Below are 18,568 nucleotides of genomic sequence, written 5' to 3' on the forward strand. Positions count from 1 at the left end.
GAATTGACGCCCGGTCTGCGCCAAATAAGTCTAGGGAATTCAGTGGTGAGTATGATGAAAACAGCCAAATTCGCGATCGGACAGGTGGTTCGCCACCGGCTGTTTCCCTTCAGGGGCATCATTTTCGACGTCGATCCGCAATTCGCCAACACCGACGAATGGTACGAAGCCATCCCCGCCGACGTGCGCCCGCGCAAGGATCAACCCTTCTATCATCTGCTCGCCGAGAATTCGGAAACCGAATACATCGCCTATGTCTCCGAGCAGAATCTGCTCGAGGATCAGTCGGGCGAGCCGGTCCGGCATCCGCAGATCAAGGAGATGTTCGACAAGAAGCCGGACGGTCGTTACGAGCCGAAACGGCAGTCCAGGCACTGACCGGCCAAACGACAGGTGCAAAAAAAGCGGGGCATGACCCCGCTTTTTTAGGCCGGCAAAAATCGGCCGATCAGTTGGCGGTCTTCGCCTTATCCTGCTCGTCCTTGAGCTTCTTGGCGAAATCCTGGTTGTTCTTGGCGACGAAGTCCTGGAGCTTCTTCTGCCGGTCCTCGATGTCGGACTGCTTCAGCGGCGGGCCGTCATAGGCGCCGCTGAAGCCCTGCAGGGCGACCTTGATCGGATTCGGCTGATTCTGGAAATTGACCGAGGTCAACGTGATTGCCTGGCCCTTCTTGAACGCGGCGACAAGCTGGTCCGTCAGCGGCACTTCCGCCACGCAACGATCGGGGAAGCAGATCACATAGTCGAGCTTCTGCGCCTTGCCGGTGTCGATCTGCAGGCCGATGCCGGGAGGCACCAGACGACCGGTCGGGACCGTCACCTGGAACACCTTGCGGTTCACCTTGCCCTTCAGCTCGATCAGGCTGACGCCGGTGATCAGCTGGCCGTTGCCGGCGGTGGTGATGTTCTGGACGTTGCAGATGTCGACGTCTTCCTGCTTGGTGCAAGCCTTGAACCAGCCTTGCGGAATCTGCTGTTGCTGCTGTGCGGAAGCAGCGGGAAGCCCTGCGCCCAGAAAGCCGACCACGCCAGCGGCCATGACCGACAGGCGGTACGCGTTGCTGTTCAGGCTCGTCATGTCGTGCACTTCCTCTCAAATGATCCCAGGACCGGCTTCTTCGCGCCGTGTGGTCCAGCTACCTGTTGCCAAAATGAGGCAACAGAATGACTTCGGGGGGCGTGTTACACTGCAAGCGATGTCGAATCCAGCCCGCCACTTGTAATTCTTGATGACGCCATTGGCCGGCACGCAGCTGCCTCATGCTAGGGTGCGCACCGAATCATCAAGCCGACCCAGTAAGGAGACGGTCATGGGCCGCGTTCTTGTTTGGCTGATCACCGCGATATCGTTTCTCGCCCTTTCGCATCAGCCGGCCGCGTCGGAGCCGAAGCACGCCATCGCCATGCAGGGCGAACCGGCCCTGCCACCCGACTACACGCATTTCAACTACGTCAATCCGGATGCGCCGAAGGGTGGCTCGATCACCTATTGCGTCGTCGGCAGTTTCGACAATCTCAACCCCTTCATCCTCAAGAGCCTGCGCACGACGGCGCGCGGCATGATGGACCAAAACTACGGCAATCTCGTCTTTGAGCCGCTGATGCAGCGCAACTACGATGAGCCCTTCAGTCTGTACGGCTTGCTTGCGGACACCGCCGACATGGATCCCGAGCGCAAGAGCATCGAATTCCATCTCAACCCGAAAGCCAAATGGTCCGACGGCCAGCCGGTGACGCCGGAGGATGTGCTGTTCACCTACGATGTCTATACCGACAAGGGCCGTCCACCCTACAGCGCCCGGATGAGCCTGATCGCCAAGCTCGAAAAGACCGGCGACCACAGCGTCCGCTTCACCTTGAACGACAAGGCCAATCGTGAGACGCCTTTGATCATCGCGCTGACGCCGATCCTGCCGAAACATGCCTTCGACAAGGAGACGTTCGACAAGACGACGCTGAAGCCGTTGATCGGCAGTGGCCCCTACACCGTTGCGCAGGTACAGCCTGGCCAACGCATCGTCTTCAAGCGCAACCCCGATTACTGGGGCAAGGACGTCCCGGCCAAGCGCGGTTTCGACAATTACGACCAGATCACCATCGAGTATTTCCTCAATGCCAACGCCAAGCTCGAAGCGTTCAAGAAGGGCCTTTGCGCCATCGACGACGACAGCGATCCGGTCAAGCGCGAGCGCGATCTCGATTTTCCAGCCTTCCACAAGGGCGATGTGGTTGCCGAAACCTTCGACACCGGCATTCCGCCCGTGGTGACCGGTTTCCTGTTCAACATGCGGCTGCAGAAGTTCGCCAACCCGGTCGTGCGGCGTGCACTCGGCATGCTCTACGACTTTGAATGGGCCAACAAGAACCTGTTCGGCGGCAAATATGCGCGCGCGATGAGTTACTGGCAGAATTCCGAGCTTTCCGCGCTCGGTCATCCGGCCGACGACAGGGAAAAGGCACTTCTGGCGCCCTACCCCGGCCGCGTGCCGGCCGATGTCATGGATGGCACGTACCGGCCACCGGTCACCGACGGATCAGGTCAGGATCGCAAGGTGCTGAAGGCGGCCTTCGAGCTGCTGAAAAGCGTCGGTTACCACGTGCAGGACGGGACAATGCTCGATCCCGACGGCAAACCCTTCGGCTTCGAGATTCTGGTCGCTTCGCAGGACGAGGAGCGCCTTGCCGGCATCTACCAGCGCACACTGGAGAAGATCGGGATCGATGTGACGATTCGCAGCCTCGACGGCGACCAGATCCAGTCGCGCAAGCAGCGCTTTGACTTCGAGGCTCTGATTGGATCAAGCGGCTTCAACAACTCGTTGTCGCCGGGCATCGAACAGCTCGGACGCTGGGGATCCGAGGCGGCCAAGGCCGAAGGCTCGTTCAACCTGGCCGGGGTCGCCGATCCGGCGGTGGACGCTGCGATTGACGCGATGCTGCGAGCCCGGTCGAAGGAAGATTACGTCGCCGCGGTCCGCGTTCTCGACCGGCTGCTGATCTCCGGCAATTACATGGTGCCGACGCAGTACAACACGCAGCAATGGATTGCCTATTGGAACTATCTGGACCATCCGCAAAAGACGCCCATATTTGGGTATCAACTGCCAAGCTGGTGGCGCAAGCCGAACTGAGGATTCAGGAGATCGAGATGAGCGAACTGAACGCCATCACCGTCGATGTGGTGTCCGACGTCGTCTGTCCATGGTGCTTCATCGGCCAGAAGCGGCTCGACAAGGCGATCGCCGCTGTTGGCGACGGCACCGAGGTGCATGTCCGCTGGCGGCCGTTCCAGCTCGATCCGACCATTCCGCCGCAAGGCAAGGATCGCCACGAGTATATGCTGGCCAAGTTCGGTAGCGACGAGCGTATTCGCGAAATTCATGCCCGCATCGAGCCGCTGGGCGAAGCCGAAGGCATTTCCTTCGCGTTCGACGCCATCAAGGTGGCGCCGAACACGCTCGACGCGCACCGCCTGATCCGCTGGGCCGGTGCCGCCGGCGAAGCCGCGCAGAACCGGCTGGTGCGCCGTCTGTTCCAGCTCAATTTCGAGGAAGGCGCTGACATCGGCGACCATACCGTGCTGATCGAAGCCGCGCGCGGGGCCGGCATGGACGCATCCGTGGTTGCCACGCTTTTGCCGACCGAGGCCGACGTCGAGGCGGTTCGCACCGAGATCGCCACCGCGTCGCGCATGGGTATATCAGGCGTGCCGTGCTTCCTGCTCGAGGGCAAATACGCGGTCATGGGCGCACAGGACGCCGACACCCTGGCCGATGCCATCCGTCAGGTGGCGGCTGCCAAGGCGCGCGGCGAACTGGAAAAGGTCGGCTGAGACCGGCCACGCTCCCATTCAGTGGCAAGAACAGGTTGTCATTTCACCGCCACCTTGGCCTTGCTGATAAAAAATCCATGGCCGTTTGTGGCCGTGCAGGTCAGGCCCTTGGTCGACGATTCGCACGAGAACGGACCAGCGCTCCAGCTTTTGCCGTAAGCGAGCCTGGTGACATCGCTGCAGCAAGGCTGCTCGCCGGGGTTCTTGATCAAAGTGGCCGGCCCTTTGGGACCCAGGATGATGGTGACATAGCTCGGTTCGACGCGGGAGCAGCTGAGTTCCGGGCCGCCGTCCTGCGGCTCATAGGTGCTGGTGCCGCCCTTCGGGGTGTAGATGCAGCCAATATTGCCGGACGGCGTGTTGAACTCGATCTGGCCCTCAGCGCCCGCCGGAATGCTCTGCTCGGCGGCATGCGCCAGGGGCAGCCAGGCGAAGAGGGACAGGACAGCGGCCGCGCGTACAAGCATTGGAGAGCTTCCTTGTTGGAGAACCGGACATGCATGGGTGCCGACAGTGCCCGGCAAGGTTCAATCCCGAACGAGGGAATTGTCAAACGATGCCGCCGCAACGACCATTTCCAGTCACTTTTCAGCCTCCGGCAAGGTTAGACGGCAAGCCTGGCGAGGTCACGAACGGCACATTTTCGGAGATCCCGGTCAGTCCGCAGTGAGAAAAAAGACCGGTCCATTCGATTTTCGAGTTCACAAACCCGTGTGAAAACCTTCCCTAAGGGAAACCTCGCCCTCGACCGCCCGCCTCCATCAACAATTTGAAATCAATAGCGATATTCCGCTTTTTCCGATCGGTTTGACGGCGTTTCAGCGCCGCAACCTGTTGCCTCATGGCAACGGCCGCCAGGGTAATCCCTTTGGCCAGCTTTAAAAATTAATAGAAAATGATCAATTGGTGTTACCATCCGTAACAAAACAAAAAAGGTTTAGGCGGGATCGTGATTCGGGTCGGTAGACCATCGCAAGAGTCAGTACCGGAAAAAACACCTCGTGATGGCGCAAGGCCATCGCTTCTGACGCCGGTATCGTCGATGCGCAGCTTCTGGGGACTGATGCGGGCCTACTGGGTCTCGGACCGGTGGAAGGAAGCTTGGACGCTGACGCTGGTGATCGCGCTGCTCACGGCGCTGTCCAGCAAGGCCGGTGTCTGGTTCGCCGAAGCCTCCGGCGAGCTGGTCAACTCGATCGCGTTCTTCCACGACGCCGCCAACACCACGCCGCTTCGCACGTTGCTGGTCAATGCCGGCATCCTCGTTCTGCTGGTCTTGCTCAAGGACGCCGGCTTTACCGGCATCCGCAATCTTGTCTCGGCGACATTGCACCGCAAATGGCGTGGCTGGCTGGACAGCCGCTTCAACGAAGCATTGCTGGACACCAATCATACGCATTTCCATGCCCAGCATGCATCGACCGGCAGCGGCACGCCGGCCCCCGACAACATCGACCAGCGCGTCCAGGAATCCATCAAGGACATGACCGGCGGCGCCATCGGGCTGGCCATGGGCGTGCTGGGCGTCGCCACCTCGCTCTATTTCGTCGGCCAGAAGCTGCTCGAAAACTCCGTCGAGGTGAAGGGGCTGGAGTTCCTCGGCAGCTATGGCAGTGCCATCCTCGCCTTCCTGGCAGTCGCCACCTATGTGCCGCTGAACACATGGATCGCGGTCAAGCTCGGCGGCCTGCTCGAGCGCCTCAACGTCAGGATGCAGCAGGCCGAAGGCAGCTATCGCGGCGAGCTGACGACGTTCCTGCGCCGTAGCTTCCATGTCGCGGCGTCTCAGGGCGAAGGCGTGCAGAGGACCATGCATGGCCGGCTGTATGTCGACATCGACGGCACATGGACGCGGCTGAACATCGTCAACACCGTCTACATGTCGTTCGAGCTGATCTACAATTTCATCGGCGCCCGCATTGTCGCCTACGGACCCGGCCTGGTGCCGTTCATCCACAACGGTCTCGATCTCAAGGGCTACATAACCGGCTCCGAGCTGGTCAATTCGCTGATTGGCCAATGTTCGTGGTTCATCCACGTCATGCCGGCCATCGCCACGCTGCGTGCCAACAGCCAGCGTGTCACAGAGCTCGCCAATGCGATCGAGAATGTGCAGCATCCGCAGGAGTTCTACAGCCAGACAGGTCGCTCCGACTTCCACTATGCCGCACAGAACCCGGTTTTCGGCCTGACCATCCAGAAGCTCGAACTGGCGCATCAGGGCGAAGACGCCTCGCCGTTCCTCAGTGCCGCCAATTTGCGCTTCCGGCGCGGCGAATGGACGTTTCTGAAAGGCGAATCCGGTTGCGGCAAGACTTCGCTGATCAAGGCGATCAACGGCCTGTGGCCCTATGGCCATGGCACCATCGTCTTCCCCGAGGGGGTGAAGAGTTTCTATGCCGCCCAGGAGGTCAAGCTGCAGCCGGTATCGCTGAAGCAGCTGGTCTGCCTGCCGGGCTCCGAACACGACCACAGCGACGCGCAGGTCGCGGCGGCGCTGTACAAGGCCGGCCTTGGCGACTTCATCTCGCATTTGGCCGAAGGAAGCCGTGACGGCAAAAGCTGGGACCAGGTTCTGTCGGGCGGCCAGAAACAGAAGCTGGTGGTGGCACGCATCGTGCTGCAGCAGCCAGGGCTGCTGTTCCTCGACGAGGCGACCGGCGCGCTCGACCCGGAGGGCAAGATTGCTTTCCATCAGGCCATCAAGGACAACTGCCCCGATGTCACGGTGATCAGCGTCATGCACGAGGCGGTGGCGCCGAGATCGATGACCGGCAGCGAATTCTATCACAGCATCGTGGCGATCGCCGACGGCGTCGCCACCAAGAAGCCGCTGGTTCCGACCCTGCCTGTCGAACTCACCACCATTCTCGCCCAGCCAAGGCCGGTCGAGGACAAATGGCTGCGCTTCTCGCGCCGGCTGAAGCAGAAGTAACGACGCTTTGATCTCGGCCGGCCGTGTCATGCGGCGGCCGGTGATCACAGTCTCGCGATTGGTGCCGTTCGGCACCGTTTTCCATCCTCACTGCGATTGACTCGGCAAGGCGCGCTCCTATGTTGCGCCCGCTTGCAGATAGTCAAACGCGAACCCGCAAGCGGAAAGGTCACCGCGCCATGCCTGGCGACAGTCACAGTCGAACGCAACCGCCGTCCGCCTAGACGTGACCTCACATGGTTCATGTCCTGCCGGACGGCAAGGAGTGAACCATGAACGAATTTGCCCCGGTGGCGAGCGACGAAGCCGTCGCGATCGCCCGTATCCTAGCCAACGATCACGTTGCCGACATTGTCGAGGCCCTGAACGGGGAGCCGCGAGCAACCGCGACGGAACTGCTGTGTGAAGTGACGTTCGAGAGGTTGGTCGAGATCTTCGACCAGCCTGAACTCGACGGCGCGCCCGAACTCATGGAGGCGCTGCCGCGCGCCAAGGCGGGCAAGCTGCTCACCGCCATGTCGGTCGACCGCGCCGCCGACATCCTGCGCGAGCTGGAGGAACCGGCCCGTTCCGAGCTGCTCGGCGGGCTTGCGCCACCGCTGCGCGCCACGCTGCTTGCCATTCTCGGCTATCCCGAAGGCAGTGCCGCGTCGATCATGACGACGGAGTTCGTCAGCGTGCCCTCGGACTGGACCGTAGGCCGCACGCTCGACTACATCCGCAAAGTCGAGCGGACGCGCGAAACCGTCTACGCGATCTATATCGTCGATCCGGAAACGCACCTCCTGGTGCGGTCGACCGGCCTGCGCCGGTTGATCACCGGTGAGCCGGAGGACTCGATCATGACGGTGGCGCCGGATCGTGCGCCGGTGACGGTCACCCCACTGACCGATCGCGAAACCCTGGCGCAGACGATCTCGAAATACGATCTGCTCGCCGTCCCGGTCGTCGACCACGGCAAGATCCTCGGCATCGTCACCATCGACGACATTATCGATACGATGATCGAGGAGACGACCGAGGACGTGCACCGTTTCGGCGGCATGGAGGCGCTGGACGAGCCGTACATGAAGATGAGCTTCCTTGCGATGATCAAGAAGCGCGGCGGCTGGCTGTGCGCGCTGTTCATCAGCGAGATGCTGACGGCCAACGCCATGCAGAGCTATGAGGGCGAGCTGGAAAAGGCGATCGTGCTGACGCTGTTCATCCCGCTGATCATGAGCTCGGGTGGCAATTCCGGCTCGCAGGCGACCTCGCTGGTCATCCGGGCGCTGGCGCTGCGCGAGATCGGGCTTGGCGACTGGTGGCGGGTGGCGCTGCGCGAGCTGCCCACCGGTCTCGTGCTCGGCGCCATGCTCGGCGTGGTCGGCATCTGCCGCATCGCGCTCTGGCAATATATGGGCTTCTACGACTATGGGCCGCACTGGCCGCTGATCGCCACGACGGTCGGCGCGGCACTGGTCGGCATCGTCACCTTCGGCTCGCTGTCGGGGTCAATGCTGCCGTTCGCCCTGAAACGCATCGGCTTCGATCCAGCCAGCGCGTCGGCCCCGTTCGTCGCCACGCTGGTCGATGTCACCGGGCTGGTGATCTATTTCGAGGTGGCGCTGGTGATCCTGCGCGGCACGCTCCTCTGAGCAGTTCCTCTTATCTCCGCCGTGGCAAGGAGGACCTTGCCGCGGCGGAGATCTGTGGTCCGGCGTTTGCCGCTAATCCACGCGCTGGCCGTCCTTCACCCGATAAGTCGGCTTGTACATGGTGACGAGTTCTTCCGCCGCCGTCGGATGCACCGCCATTGTGCGGTCGAAATCATCCTTGGTCAGCCCGGCCTTCAGCGGAATGCCGAGAAGCTGCGCCATCTCGCCGGCATCCGGCCCCAGGATGTGGCCGCCGAGCACTCTCTTCGAAGCACCGTCGACCACCAGCTTGATCAGCATCTTCTCGTCGCGGCCGGACAGCGTGTGCCGCATCGGCCGGAATGTCGCGCGGTAGATCTCGATGTCGGGGAAGCGTTTGACCGCATCATCCTCCGACAGGCCGACCGTGCCGATTTCGGGCTGTGAAAAGACGGCGGTCGCAATCGTGTCGTGGTCGGGCGCCGTCGGATTTCCCTTGAAGGCGGTTTCGATGAAACACATCGCCTCGTGGATCGCCACCGGCGTCAGCTGCACGCGGTTGGTGACGTCGCCGATCGCCCAGATGTTGTCGATGTTGGTGCGGGAGTATTGGTCGACCGCGATCGCACCGGTCTTGGTCATCTCCAGGCCGATGCCTTCCAGACCCATATTCTCGGTGTTGGGGATGCGGCCGATGGCCAGCATCACCTGGTCGACCGTCAGCACCTTGCCGCCGGTGACGAGCGCGTCGAGCCGGCCGTCCGGCCGCTTGCGCACCCATTCGGACACGGAATGGCAGAGGATCTTTATCCCCTTCTTTTCCATCGTCTCGTGCAGCATGCGCCGCAGGTCCATGTCGAAGCGGCTGAGGATCTCCTTGCCGCGATAAACCAGCGTGGTGTCGACGCCGAGGCCGTGGAAGATGTTGGCGAACTCGACGGCGATGTAGCCGCCGCCCTCGATCATGATCGCCTTGGGCAGCTTCTTGAGATCGAAAGCCTCGTTGGAGAAGATGCAGAGTTCATGGCCGGGTAGCGCCGGATGCGGCGCCGGGCGGCCACCGGTGGCGATCAGGATCTGGTCGGCGGTGACGGTGCGATCGTCGCCCAGGAGATGCACGACATGCGGGTCTATGATCATGGCGCGCGAGTGAAAGGCCTCGCCGCCGGCGCCCTCGACATTCCTCTGGTAGATCGCCTCCAGCCGGCTGATCTCGCGATCCTTGTTGGCGACCAGCGTCTGCCAGTCGAAACTGGCCTCCGGCACCGTCCAACCGTAACCGGCGGCGTCAGTGAAATGTTCGGGAAATTGCGAGGCATAGACGTAGAGCTTTTTCGGCACGCAGCCCCTGATAACGCAGGTGCCGCCATAGCGGTACTCCTCGGCGATGCCGACGCGCTTGCCGAGTGCCGCCGCGACACGCGCCGCTCTCACCCCGCCCGAGCCGCCGCCGATGACGAAAAGATCGTAGTCGTAACCGGCCATGTAGCGGCTCCTCAAAGCTTCAGAAATCCACAGACAGGTAGGCTGCCAAACACCAAAAGAAAAGCCCGGACAAGCCGGGCTTCATCGATGGCTGCGAGGCCGTTTTAAAAACGCAGGATCAGTTCTGCGTGTCGTCTGCCGGGGCCGAACCATCGGCGGGTGCGGCGCCATCCGCAGGCGCAGCACCGTCCGCGGGCGCTGCGGCATCGGCAGGGGCTGCCGGCGCCTTGGCCTTGGCGGCCGCGGCCAGCGTTTCGCCAACCTGCTGGGCGAGATCGCGGGCGACGCCGTTCTGCCAGATGTCGGCTGCCTTGACCAGGTCGCGGGTCACCGTTGGGCCGCTATCGAGCAGCTTCTTGCCCGCATCGGAATTGTAGAAGGCGGCGATGTCGGTCAGGTCCTTTTCGGAGAACACTTTTGCGTAGGCGAGTGCGGCTTCCTTTTCGAGGTCGGCGCGGCGCGAGGCCAGCGCCAGCGCCTTCTCGTTGATCGTCTTGCCGATCAGTTCCTGCATGTCCGGGTTCTTCTGGATGAGCTGCGATTCGAGCGCGGCCGCGGCCTGCGGCAGGATGTTGTCGAACGGGTCGGTCGCGTGGATCGCCGCGACCGCAGCGCGGGCGGCCTTCAGGTGCGAGTCCGTGACATCCTGAGAAAACGCCGGCGAAGAGAAGGCCAAAACAGCCGAAGCCGCCAGAACGGCGCAAAGGCTGCGAACCCGGTTATGCAACATCATGATCGATAGAACTCCCTGGTTTTCGGGCGGCATGGACAGTTTGGATACCGTCGCCGCCGGCGATGATGGCCGCTGACGCCAGCCCGATGAAAAGACCATGCTCGACCACGCCCGGAATGGCGTGGAGAGCATTCGAAAGCGCTCTTGTATCCGGAATGCGGCCAAAAGATGCATCGAGGATAAAATGGCCGCCGTCTGTAACAAAAGCCTGGCCCCCCGTCATCCTCAATATGACCGGACCGGAAAGGCCGAGCTTCTCAGCCGCGGCGCCAATCGCGATTTCGGTTGCGCGCAGGCCAAACCGGTTGACTTCGATCGGCAGTGGAAAACGGCCGAGCGTCTCGACCATCTTCGACCGATCGGCAATCACGATCATGCGTTGGGAAGCGGCTGCGACGATCTTCTCGCGCAGCAGCGCGCCGCCGCCGCCCTTGATCAGGGTCAACTCCGGATCGACCTCGTCGGCGCCATCGACGGTGAGATCGAGCTCAGGCGTTTCCTCCAGCGTCGACAGCGGCACGCCAAGCTCGCGGCACAGCAACGCGGTGCGCTCCGACGTCGGCACGCCGATGACGGTCATGCCAGTGGCAACCTTGCTCGCAAGCAGCCGCACGAACTCTTCGGCGGTGGTGCCCGTGCCGATGCCGAGCCGCATGCCGTCGCTCACATAAGCGAGTGCTGCCCGTGCGGCTTCAACCTTCAACTGTCTTGCATCCATGCCGCTTGCTGCCCCGGAAACCTAGCGTTTCGGGCTCCTAGCATTTTTGCCGGTCCGGTCAAAGCCTTTGGCCGCGGCCTACTGCTGTTGGCGAGTTGCATGTTGTGCACGCGCAGTCAGGGGCAATGCGTGGGCAGCTCCGATAGGAATTTTTTCTTGACCTGGTGACGGCAGCTATACTACATATCTGTCCATGGTGCTGATTTGCGCCAACGACCCGCCGCCGTGGCGGGTTTTTCATTTCTGGCGGCTCGCCGCGAAATGCCCGGTGGGCCTGCTTGCTCTCGCGAGCTTGCCCAGCACGCTTGCCTTGACGCGCCGCAGCCGCTATCGCCTGCCCCATGCAAAAACCTGCGCAGGACAGACCATGACTCGCCCGATCATCGTGTTCGACCTCGATGGTACGCTGATCGATACAGCGCCGGACCTGCTCGACAGCCTGAACCACAGCCTTGCCGCCAGCCAGATCACGGCGGTCGACGAAGCCGGCTTCAGGCGCTTTGTCGGTCACGGTGGCCGGGTGATGATCGAACGGGCGCATGCAGCCCAGCAGCGATCGCTCGATGTCGAGGAACACGACCGGCTGCTGAAACTCTTCCTCGACCATTACACCGACAACATCCCCGGCAAATCGCGCCCCTACCCCGGTGTGATCGAGGCGATCGCACGCTTCGAGAACGCCGGCTATCTCCTGGCCATCTGCACCAACAAATACGAAGCCAACTCGCTGGCGCTGATCGAGGCGCTCGGCCTGACGAAGCATTTCGCCGCGATCGCCGGCCAGGATACGTTCGCGTTCCGCAAGCCCGATCCGCGCCATCTGACTGAAACCATCAAGCTCGCCGGCGGCGACCCGCATCGCGCCCTGATGGTCGGCGATTCGCAGACCGACATTGACACCGCCAAGGCCGCCGGCATTCCAGTGGTGGCGGTCGATTTCGGCTACACCGACCGCCATGTGCGCGAATTCGAGCCCTCGGCGGTGATCTCGCATTTCGACGCGCTGACCCTCGATCTGGCGCAAAGGCTGATTGCCGCCGCTGGATAGTGAGGGGAAAGCGGCCGGGCGTCACATCGGAAACAGGCCCGAAAGGGCGACAATCCGATCTGTGTCGGATCGCCGGACACCGTCTTGACTTCCCGCACCCGCCTCCCTTATATCGCGGCTCGCTTGGCCTTAGGGCAACGAGCGGGCGATTAGCTCAGCGGGAGAGCACACCCTTCACACGGGTGGGGTCGCAGGTTCAATCCCTGCATCGCCCACCATCTGCTTTCATGGAATTGGCATCGATCCCACCCGATCTTCACGGCGCCTCCGAATGCCGTGTGTTCGTCGGCAGCTGCTACCCGTAAGAATATCTGGTATTCCGCTTCAAAGGGACTGATGGCGGCGGATGGGAAAAGTGACGGAAGAAAACGCTGAGGTTACGGCCACAACTCCTTGAAAGGCTTGATAAATTTTCGCGCAATAAACTTCATGTGGGATGCAACCAGAGTCTTTTTGATTTGGGCAACCCACGCCGAATCGCGGAGCTTGTCGCGATAGTCGAAATCGTCGCCGACGTCCTTCAGTTCCTCATTCAAGTCACTGATAACGTCGGAAACGATGGCTTCAATTATTTTACGAAACACACCTCTATGGTTCTCGTCGCGAACTAGATTTTCAGGCTTTGAAAGCAGGCCGACCGCCAATTCGTCTCGATCAAGAATTTCTCTAACAATGTAGAGAAGGATGTATTGGGTCAGGACGTATCGTGCAAAAAGCTGATTCTCAAGCTGAGGAAGGTGCTCTCTGATCACCTCAATTATCACTTGGCAAACGACGATTCTATCTGCAGAGACCTCGGGGCGGCCGAACAGGTCACTGTGCTTGTCTTCGAAAACCTCATACTTTCGGTGCGTTGCCCATGGCTCTTTCAGGTCGAACGCCATAAGGTAGAGACCGGCATTTTCGTTTGAAACAATAGTACCCACTCCGAGGGCCTCGCCTCTCTTAATCTCGTAGACATATTGACCAGCGTATTTAGCCTTAAACTCATTCTGGAGACGAATCTGGGGCTGTGTGTTGGCTTTAAAATCGCGGGCGCGCACCCCGTTCTGGTTGTTTGAAAACGCGGTAATCATGCTCGCTTCGGTTGAGGCGGGTTTCATCTGAATGAATTTTGCCAGGATGCGAAGGTCGTCGGTCAGAGCGTTGCTATTGTTGTAGAGCGCGCTAAGGCTTTGACAGCCGTTGACGACGTAATAATCTGATACCTTGATGCTATCATTATCAGTTTGCAATTTTCCTGCGATAACTGTGATACCGTTGTGGAACAGAGGAAACAGCTTATGCCTCGCGCTATCGCGGATGCTGCTGACGATTTCCTTATTAATCTTCGTCCGGCCCAATGGGCCGCGCACGTTGTAGGCAAATAGAGACTGATCATCGATTCCTTGCAACTTAATCAACTCCGTAGCTTTTACGGGCGCAATGACTGCCTTGCGGTCGGCGTCGACCACATATTCCGTTACATTGTAACCGAATATGTCGAAAGCCGCCTCAGCGTGGACTGGTAGGTCTCTCTTATCCGAGATGTAGCTTGAGACCAGCTTTCCCTTTCCCACAAAGGAGATACCTTCTTCGGCGTCCAAGAACGCCTGCCCATTTGCGTCAATGTCTAGGTTGGCCAGGAATTCTCCCCGCAGTTCATGGGTGGAGAGCTTGTTCACAAGGTCAAGCCGCTTGATAAGCTTGGCCACTTGAGCTTCACCCGCCGCAGCTAGTAAGCTCTGGATTTTTTTTCGATCGTGTCGAATTGCCCAAGCGTTCCCGCGAATGTCTTGAGGGCCGCATCGCCAACAGTTGAATTTGATTTTTGCGAGATCTTCGACTGAAAGATTGTGATCGTCTGATCGTTGTCGTTGACATAAATCCCATCAACTCCCTTGTCGTTAGACTGGTCGCATACGGCGTCAACCGCCTCCAGGGAATCGAGACGGTAATAGTTTTGTAAATACCAAATCAGGAAGGATGCGCTCTCTGAGCGATTAGGGTCTAGATGCTCAGGGAAGAGATCAAGCAGCTTGGGATAGTCGACATCAATCATTTTCAACTCCGGCCAAGTTGCTTGGCTTGCCTCGATCCAGCGGCCTTATACGACAAAACATGGGGCAGCATAACTGTAGTTCGGCATGTTTCCGATATTTGGCTGTTGACGACCAAGATACGTAGTTTCAGCATTCGGATATGGATGCCGCCAATCGTGCCACCTTGACCGCTTAGCATCCCTTGGCTGTGTCATGGTGTTCCCTGATACTGGGAACGGTTCTGCTTCCTGGCCTAAATCCACTATCCTCGCGACGGGCTTGGGGACGGGCCAACGGCGTCGAGTGTCGACTAGTACTTCAAATTGCCCGACGGTCACTGGCGCGTAGACTGCCGCGGAGTACCCATTATGAGTTGCCCCAGCCGGTGGACGCTGCAACCCGCCGAAAATCCAGGATTTTTGTGATGTAGGCTCCCCACGCACGGGTGGGGTCGCAGGTTCAATCCCTGCATCGCCCACCAAATTCGTATATGCGCCGGTCGAGCCGTGATCAGTGCTTCATCGAGTGCAGGATGGCCTGCATGTGCTCTTCCAGGTCGAGTTCACCCCGAGCCTCAGCGGTCAACAGGTACTCGGCCTTGGCCCGGCGGTCGCCTCGACTGATCGCCGGATAGGAGCAGATGGCCAGCAATGCGTCCTGTTCAATCCGGTCTGCCCTCTTGCGTTCGTGGCTGCTGCTGCCGGCTTGATGAACAACCCTGTGAAGCCCGACATAGCTGGCTTCATGGGCTCCGATCAGCGCCCGCAATTCGGGTGAGGCACCTTCCCCTTCAGCAAACGTCGGTTCAACGACCGAGGCCACGGCGGCGAACGCAAGAAGTGTACGGCGGGTGATTTCGGGCATGCCTCATATCCCTGCTGTCTGATCATGAAGGCACACCGTAGCACCAGCGCAACGGTTCGGAGAGATGCGCTGGGACGCGACCACGCTGTCTGCTGACAAAACTGTCTGCTGACAAAATGTATTCGCTCCCGCAGCGCGCCCTCCTGGGGCTGGCCGGTTGAGGGCCCTGAAAACCGAAAGCACGCAGCGCGTTGGGCCAGCCACCCCTCACCCCGCCTGCCGGATTAAGCCGGGGGCGGAGCGATCAGTGGGACGACAACATCGCCCGCCGGGGGCCTTCGCGCTGGCAACCGCACCCCAGCGGCAAGTGTGTCCTTAAGTCGCAACAACCGGCTTCCGAATGCAGGCCCCGGGGCTTCATTGACGCTGCAACCAACACCATATGATGGTCCATAGCCCTCCGAAACGAGAGAAGCTCGCCCTGACGCTGTCGCACTGCGGCCGTCAGCCGGCAATGGCCATGAACCAGGAACCAGAAAACCATGCCTGAAAATATCAGACCAACTTCGAGAGACGTCCCCCTCATTCAGCTAGGCGTCTATCAGTGCCGCTTCCCGGTGAGCGAAGACCCGTCAGTACCCGGCGGTTACCGTTTTTGTGCCGGGCCAACTTCGCCGGATCGCGTCTATTGCGATCACCACCACAGCATCGTGACCGCCGTCGACCCTCGTCGAACCCGTTCAGGTCTCCAGCCCGCTCAACGACGCGCCGCATAGGTTACGTTTTGGTGGGTTAAGTCCTCCGCACGCTGGCGGGGGTCTATTACGTCGGCCCCTCAACCAGCATTCGCCCTGAAGGCCGAGCCAGGTACAGGACGCATGTCGGCTCTGCCTTTATAACTTGTGATGTCCCGGTTCGATAGGTGCAAGCGATTAACTCACCGGCGGCGCTTGGCTGTCGAGTATGCGGGCAATCTGCTCACAGGTCTCATCGACACTGTAGCCGTCGGTGTAGAACGTTGCCGTCGCCAGTGACGCGTTTGACGGGTGCTCCAGGAACGGCCGGTTTAATGCGACAAAATCCGCCCTTTCGTCTTCCGGTACCTCAGCCCTAGCGCATAAGATGTCCAGCGAGCGCTCGATATCTGGCGAGGGCAGCAGATAAACGACATGTGAAGCGCGCTTGACCGCGGTCTGGACGCGCGCCAGAAGCACGTCGTCCTCATAGACCGAGTGACCTGCGCCGAAGTCGATGATCGTATCCGGATAGTCGAGAAGCACCTGCTCCACCGCATACGCCTCGAACGGTTTCCAGTAGTCGAAACGTGCACGCCGGCCCATTGCCTTGACACGCCGCCTCTCTTCCCGCCGGTCATAGCCGATCTGGTAATAGTATCCCCAACGTACGAGATCGAGCGGGATGTTGCGCAGTGACAAACGGTCGGAGAGGCGCTCCGCAATCGTGGACTTGCCGGAGCAGATCGGCCCTATCAGCACCAAACGTGTCATTCTAAACCGGCATCCACCCGATGATCGGCTTGTTGCTGTGAAATTGCCACCATGTGCGTGCATTGGCAAGCCCAGACCGTCGCCACCTCGTCGCCACCGGGGCCGCCTTGCGACGACGTGGGTGGCTACGGTGCTTTCCATGCCAGGGATGTCGATTTCGTCTTCACAAGGCGTACCTGCCCCGTGGTTTCCGCTGGTAGGCATGACAACCGGGCGGCTCACGCCGGCGCTGGATCAGGGCGCGGCCGCAGTTCGGCGATCAGTCGCAGGATCTCGGCGAACAGCATCCTCGGCACGGCGACCTCGCCCATCTGGAAGGCGACATAGCGGCCGTGGCTGACGAGCTTGGCGCCGATCTTGATCAGCTTCTCCCTCAGGCTGGTCAGCGACCAGTCGTCTATCGGCTCCGGCGTTGCCAGCGTGCGCAGGAAGTTGCCGAGATTGTAGGCGAGCGCATGAAGCTGAAGCCGCACGGCATTGGCAGTGAACGTCCGGCACGACAACCGTGTCCAGTTGATCGCGCCTTTGCCTTCCTTGATCCACTGCTCGCAGGTGCCGCGCTGATTGTAGAAGGCGACAACCCGCTCGGCCGGGCGAGACAGTAGCCCGACCAGCGCATGTCGCCCGTTCTTGCCCGTGCGTGTGTCGGCGAGCCTGTCGCCCGCCATCGCACTGAGACCGAGAGCGTCGTCGAGTTCGCGATAGGCCAGCAATCCAGCATTGGAGGTGATCCGAGAACGATGGAACTCAAGCTTCACACGGCGGTCGAAATCGAGCCTGAGAGGCCCGTCGGCTGATTCACCCGTTGGGTTCTCCATGACGGCCTCGCACGATCCAGATTAAAGTATTGATATTATATCTGAATCGCTGCCGGGCCGCAGTAATTACCCGCTCATCCGGCGAATGCGGGCCTTGCGCCGGCGAGTTCGCGATGATCCCGGCACGGTAAACCGGCAGCCCGACAGCCTCGATTCCGACAACATCGCGGACGAGGCCGTCCGTGATGAAGACGCGAAAATGGCCGGAAATCAAGCTCGGAAAGTGCCGACACCAAGGTAGCGCCGCAACGTCCGCCCATCTCTGTGCTATATTGCAATTTCAACACGCACAGGAAGTGTGTGCCGAACACGGGCTGGAGCCGTAAGTACCGCCGCGCTTTCGTTACTGGATTGACCCGCGAGGAGGATAAAGCATGTCTGACCGCGCCGACGTAGGCCCTCTGCAACTGGGCGAACGAGCGCCCAATTTCGTACTCGACGCAATTACTCGCGAGGGCAAGGTAGCTATCGACGATTTCCGCGGCGAGAAGCCAGTGCTGGTTGGGCTGTATCGAGGTCTGCATTGTCCGTTTTGCAGGCGTCATATCGCGACGGTTTCGCTGCTCACACCAGCCCTTAACGCAAAGGGCATCGAAAGCCTCACGGTGGTGAACACGCCCATCGAGCGGGCGCGCCTTTATCTCCGGTACCATCCGATGGTTGGTTTGCTTGCTGCATCCGATCCGGAGCGCGTTTCACACCGCGCCTTTGGATTGCCCAATATGCAAATAACTGAGGGCGAGAGCGCATTGCCGCACAAGGTCTCAATGAGCGATGTGAAGGCGATGCGGCTCAACGTGCCAGGCGAAATGCCTGAGCCGATGGATCCGTTTGCCACGCTCGAATATCTGAACAAAAAAGACAATTACGATATCACTGAAGCGGACCAGCAAATGATGGCGACCGGCGTGGGCCAGCTCATGGGCCAGTTCCTGCTCGACCGCAACGGCGTCGTTCGCTGGACGTTCTCCGAGGTTTTCGATGGCGGCTTGGGCGCCCACCCGAACTCTGAGGCGATGATGTCGGTCGCGTCGCATATTGGTCAGTAGC

Annotated in this window: 17 protein-coding genes, 1 tRNA gene and 1 pseudogene; 9 read left to right on the top strand and 10 right to left on the bottom strand. The window is 60.4% G+C overall.

Features of this window, described 5'->3' with window-relative positions; genetic code table 11:
* Positions 1–54 precede the first annotated feature (54 nt).
* Entirely contained in the window at positions 55–378 is a 324-nt protein-coding gene (gene hspQ / locus ACFFNA_RS05910) for a heat shock protein HspQ (protein ID WP_027027770.1), read from the top strand.
* Positions 379–448: 70 nt separating this feature from the next.
* Here the strand turns inward: hspQ and ACFFNA_RS05915 are convergent, their stop codons facing one another.
* The gene (locus ACFFNA_RS05915; RefSeq protein ID WP_378916462.1) at positions 449–1,078 is read right to left on the bottom strand and encodes an invasion associated locus B family protein; all 630 of its coding nucleotides are present in this window, start codon (positions 1,076–1,078) and stop codon (positions 449–451) included.
* A gap of 232 nt (positions 1,079–1,310) precedes the next feature.
* Here ACFFNA_RS05915 and ACFFNA_RS05920 point away from each other — a divergent pair, with 232 nt between their 5' ends.
* Together ACFFNA_RS05920 and ACFFNA_RS05925 are read left to right on the top strand one after the other, a co-directional pair.
* Positions 1,311–3,131 carry an extracellular solute-binding protein gene (locus ACFFNA_RS05920; protein WP_378916465.1) on the top strand — a complete coding sequence of 607 codons (1,821 nt, stop codon included), beginning with the start codon at positions 1,311–1,313 and terminating at the stop codon, positions 3,129–3,131.
* Between the two features lie 17 nt (positions 3,132–3,148).
* Positions 3,149–3,832 carry a DsbA family oxidoreductase gene (locus tag ACFFNA_RS05925; protein ID WP_378916467.1) on the top strand — a complete coding sequence of 228 codons (684 nt, stop codon included), beginning with the start codon at positions 3,149–3,151 and terminating at the stop codon, positions 3,830–3,832.
* 38 nt (positions 3,833–3,870) lie between these two features.
* On the opposite strand, the gene ACFFNA_RS05930 is transcribed toward ACFFNA_RS05925, so the two are convergent.
* Positions 3,871–4,299, bottom strand: coding sequence for a hypothetical protein (locus ACFFNA_RS05930; RefSeq protein WP_378916469.1), 429 nt, complete (start codon positions 4,297–4,299; stop codon positions 3,871–3,873).
* Positions 4,300–4,874: 575 nt separating this feature from the next.
* On the opposite strand from ACFFNA_RS05930, the gene ACFFNA_RS05935 reads away from it, so the two are divergent.
* The gene (locus ACFFNA_RS05935) at positions 4,875–6,767 is read left to right on the top strand and encodes an ABC transporter ATP-binding protein/permease (RefSeq protein ID WP_378916471.1); all 1,893 of its coding nucleotides are present in this window, start codon (positions 4,875–4,877) and stop codon (positions 6,765–6,767) included.
* Positions 6,768–7,039: 272 nt separating this feature from the next.
* Entirely contained in the window at positions 7,040–8,404 is a 1,365-nt protein-coding gene (gene mgtE, locus ACFFNA_RS05940) for a magnesium transporter (RefSeq protein WP_378916474.1), read from the top strand.
* 72 nt (positions 8,405–8,476) lie between these two features.
* Here the strand turns inward: mgtE and gor are convergent, their stop codons facing one another.
* The 3 genes from gor to rpiA form a co-directional block, all read right to left on the bottom strand.
* Positions 8,477–9,868 carry a glutathione-disulfide reductase gene (gor, locus tag ACFFNA_RS05945; RefSeq protein ID WP_378916476.1) on the bottom strand — a complete coding sequence of 464 codons (1,392 nt, stop codon included), beginning with the start codon at positions 9,866–9,868 and terminating at the stop codon, positions 8,477–8,479.
* A 118-nt stretch (positions 9,869–9,986) separates the two neighbouring features.
* A complete protein-coding gene (locus ACFFNA_RS05950; RefSeq protein ID WP_111548193.1) occupies positions 9,987–10,601 on the bottom strand; it encodes a DUF2059 domain-containing protein in 615 nt (204 codons plus the stop codon).
* A complete protein-coding gene (rpiA, locus tag ACFFNA_RS05955; RefSeq protein ID WP_111548194.1) occupies positions 10,588–11,319 on the bottom strand; it encodes a ribose-5-phosphate isomerase RpiA in 732 nt (243 codons plus the stop codon). Before rpiA ends, ACFFNA_RS05950 begins: the two co-directional genes overlap by 14 nt.
* A gap of 367 nt (positions 11,320–11,686) precedes the next feature.
* On the opposite strand from rpiA, the gene ACFFNA_RS05960 reads away from it, so the two are divergent.
* The gene (locus ACFFNA_RS05960; RefSeq protein ID WP_378916479.1) at positions 11,687–12,367 is read left to right on the top strand and encodes a phosphoglycolate phosphatase; all 681 of its coding nucleotides are present in this window, start codon (positions 11,687–11,689) and stop codon (positions 12,365–12,367) included.
* Between the two features lie 143 nt (positions 12,368–12,510).
* Positions 12,511–12,585 (top strand) — tRNA-Val (locus tag ACFFNA_RS05965).
* A gap of 159 nt (positions 12,586–12,744) precedes the next feature.
* On the opposite strand, the gene ACFFNA_RS05970 is transcribed toward ACFFNA_RS05965, so the two are convergent.
* From ACFFNA_RS05970 to ACFFNA_RS05980, 3 genes are all read right to left on the bottom strand, one after another.
* A complete protein-coding gene (locus ACFFNA_RS05970) occupies positions 12,745–14,061 on the bottom strand; it encodes an AIPR family protein (protein ID WP_378916481.1) in 1,317 nt (438 codons plus the stop codon).
* A gap of 20 nt (positions 14,062–14,081) precedes the next feature.
* Positions 14,082–14,408, bottom strand: coding sequence for a hypothetical protein (locus ACFFNA_RS05975; RefSeq protein ID WP_378916483.1), 327 nt, complete (start codon positions 14,406–14,408; stop codon positions 14,082–14,084).
* 490 nt (positions 14,409–14,898) lie between these two features.
* Positions 14,899–15,252, bottom strand: a complete 354-nt coding sequence (locus tag ACFFNA_RS05980) for a hypothetical protein (protein WP_378916486.1) — start codon at positions 15,250–15,252, stop codon at positions 14,899–14,901.
* A 482-nt stretch (positions 15,253–15,734) separates the two neighbouring features.
* Between ACFFNA_RS05980 and ACFFNA_RS05985 the strand changes: the two genes are divergently transcribed.
* On the top strand, positions 15,735–15,968 hold the full coding sequence (locus ACFFNA_RS05985) for a GcrA family cell cycle regulator (RefSeq protein WP_378916488.1): 234 nt from the start codon (positions 15,735–15,737) through the stop codon (positions 15,966–15,968).
* Positions 15,969–16,124: 156 nt separating this feature from the next.
* Here ACFFNA_RS05985 and ACFFNA_RS05990 read toward each other — a convergent pair whose 3' ends face one another.
* Positions 16,125–16,700: a shikimate kinase gene (locus ACFFNA_RS05990; protein WP_378916489.1), complete on the bottom strand. Its 576-nt coding sequence runs from the start codon at positions 16,698–16,700 to the stop codon at positions 16,125–16,127.
* 218 nt (positions 16,701–16,918) lie between these two features.
* Positions 16,919–17,287: pseudogene (locus tag ACFFNA_RS05995) on the bottom strand (transposase); the annotation flags it as partial.
* 605 nt (positions 17,288–17,892) lie between these two features.
* Here ACFFNA_RS05995 and ACFFNA_RS06000 point away from each other — a divergent pair.
* Positions 17,893–18,567 (top strand): peroxiredoxin-like family protein, encoded by a 675-nt coding sequence (locus ACFFNA_RS06000; RefSeq protein WP_111548204.1) that lies wholly within the window; start codon positions 17,893–17,895, stop codon positions 18,565–18,567.
* The last annotated feature ends 1 nt before the right edge of the window (position 18,568 follow it).

The organism is Mesorhizobium kowhaii, assembly GCF_042431665.1.
Taxonomy (GTDB): Bacteria; Pseudomonadota; Alphaproteobacteria; order Rhizobiales; family Rhizobiaceae; genus Mesorhizobium; species Mesorhizobium kowhaii.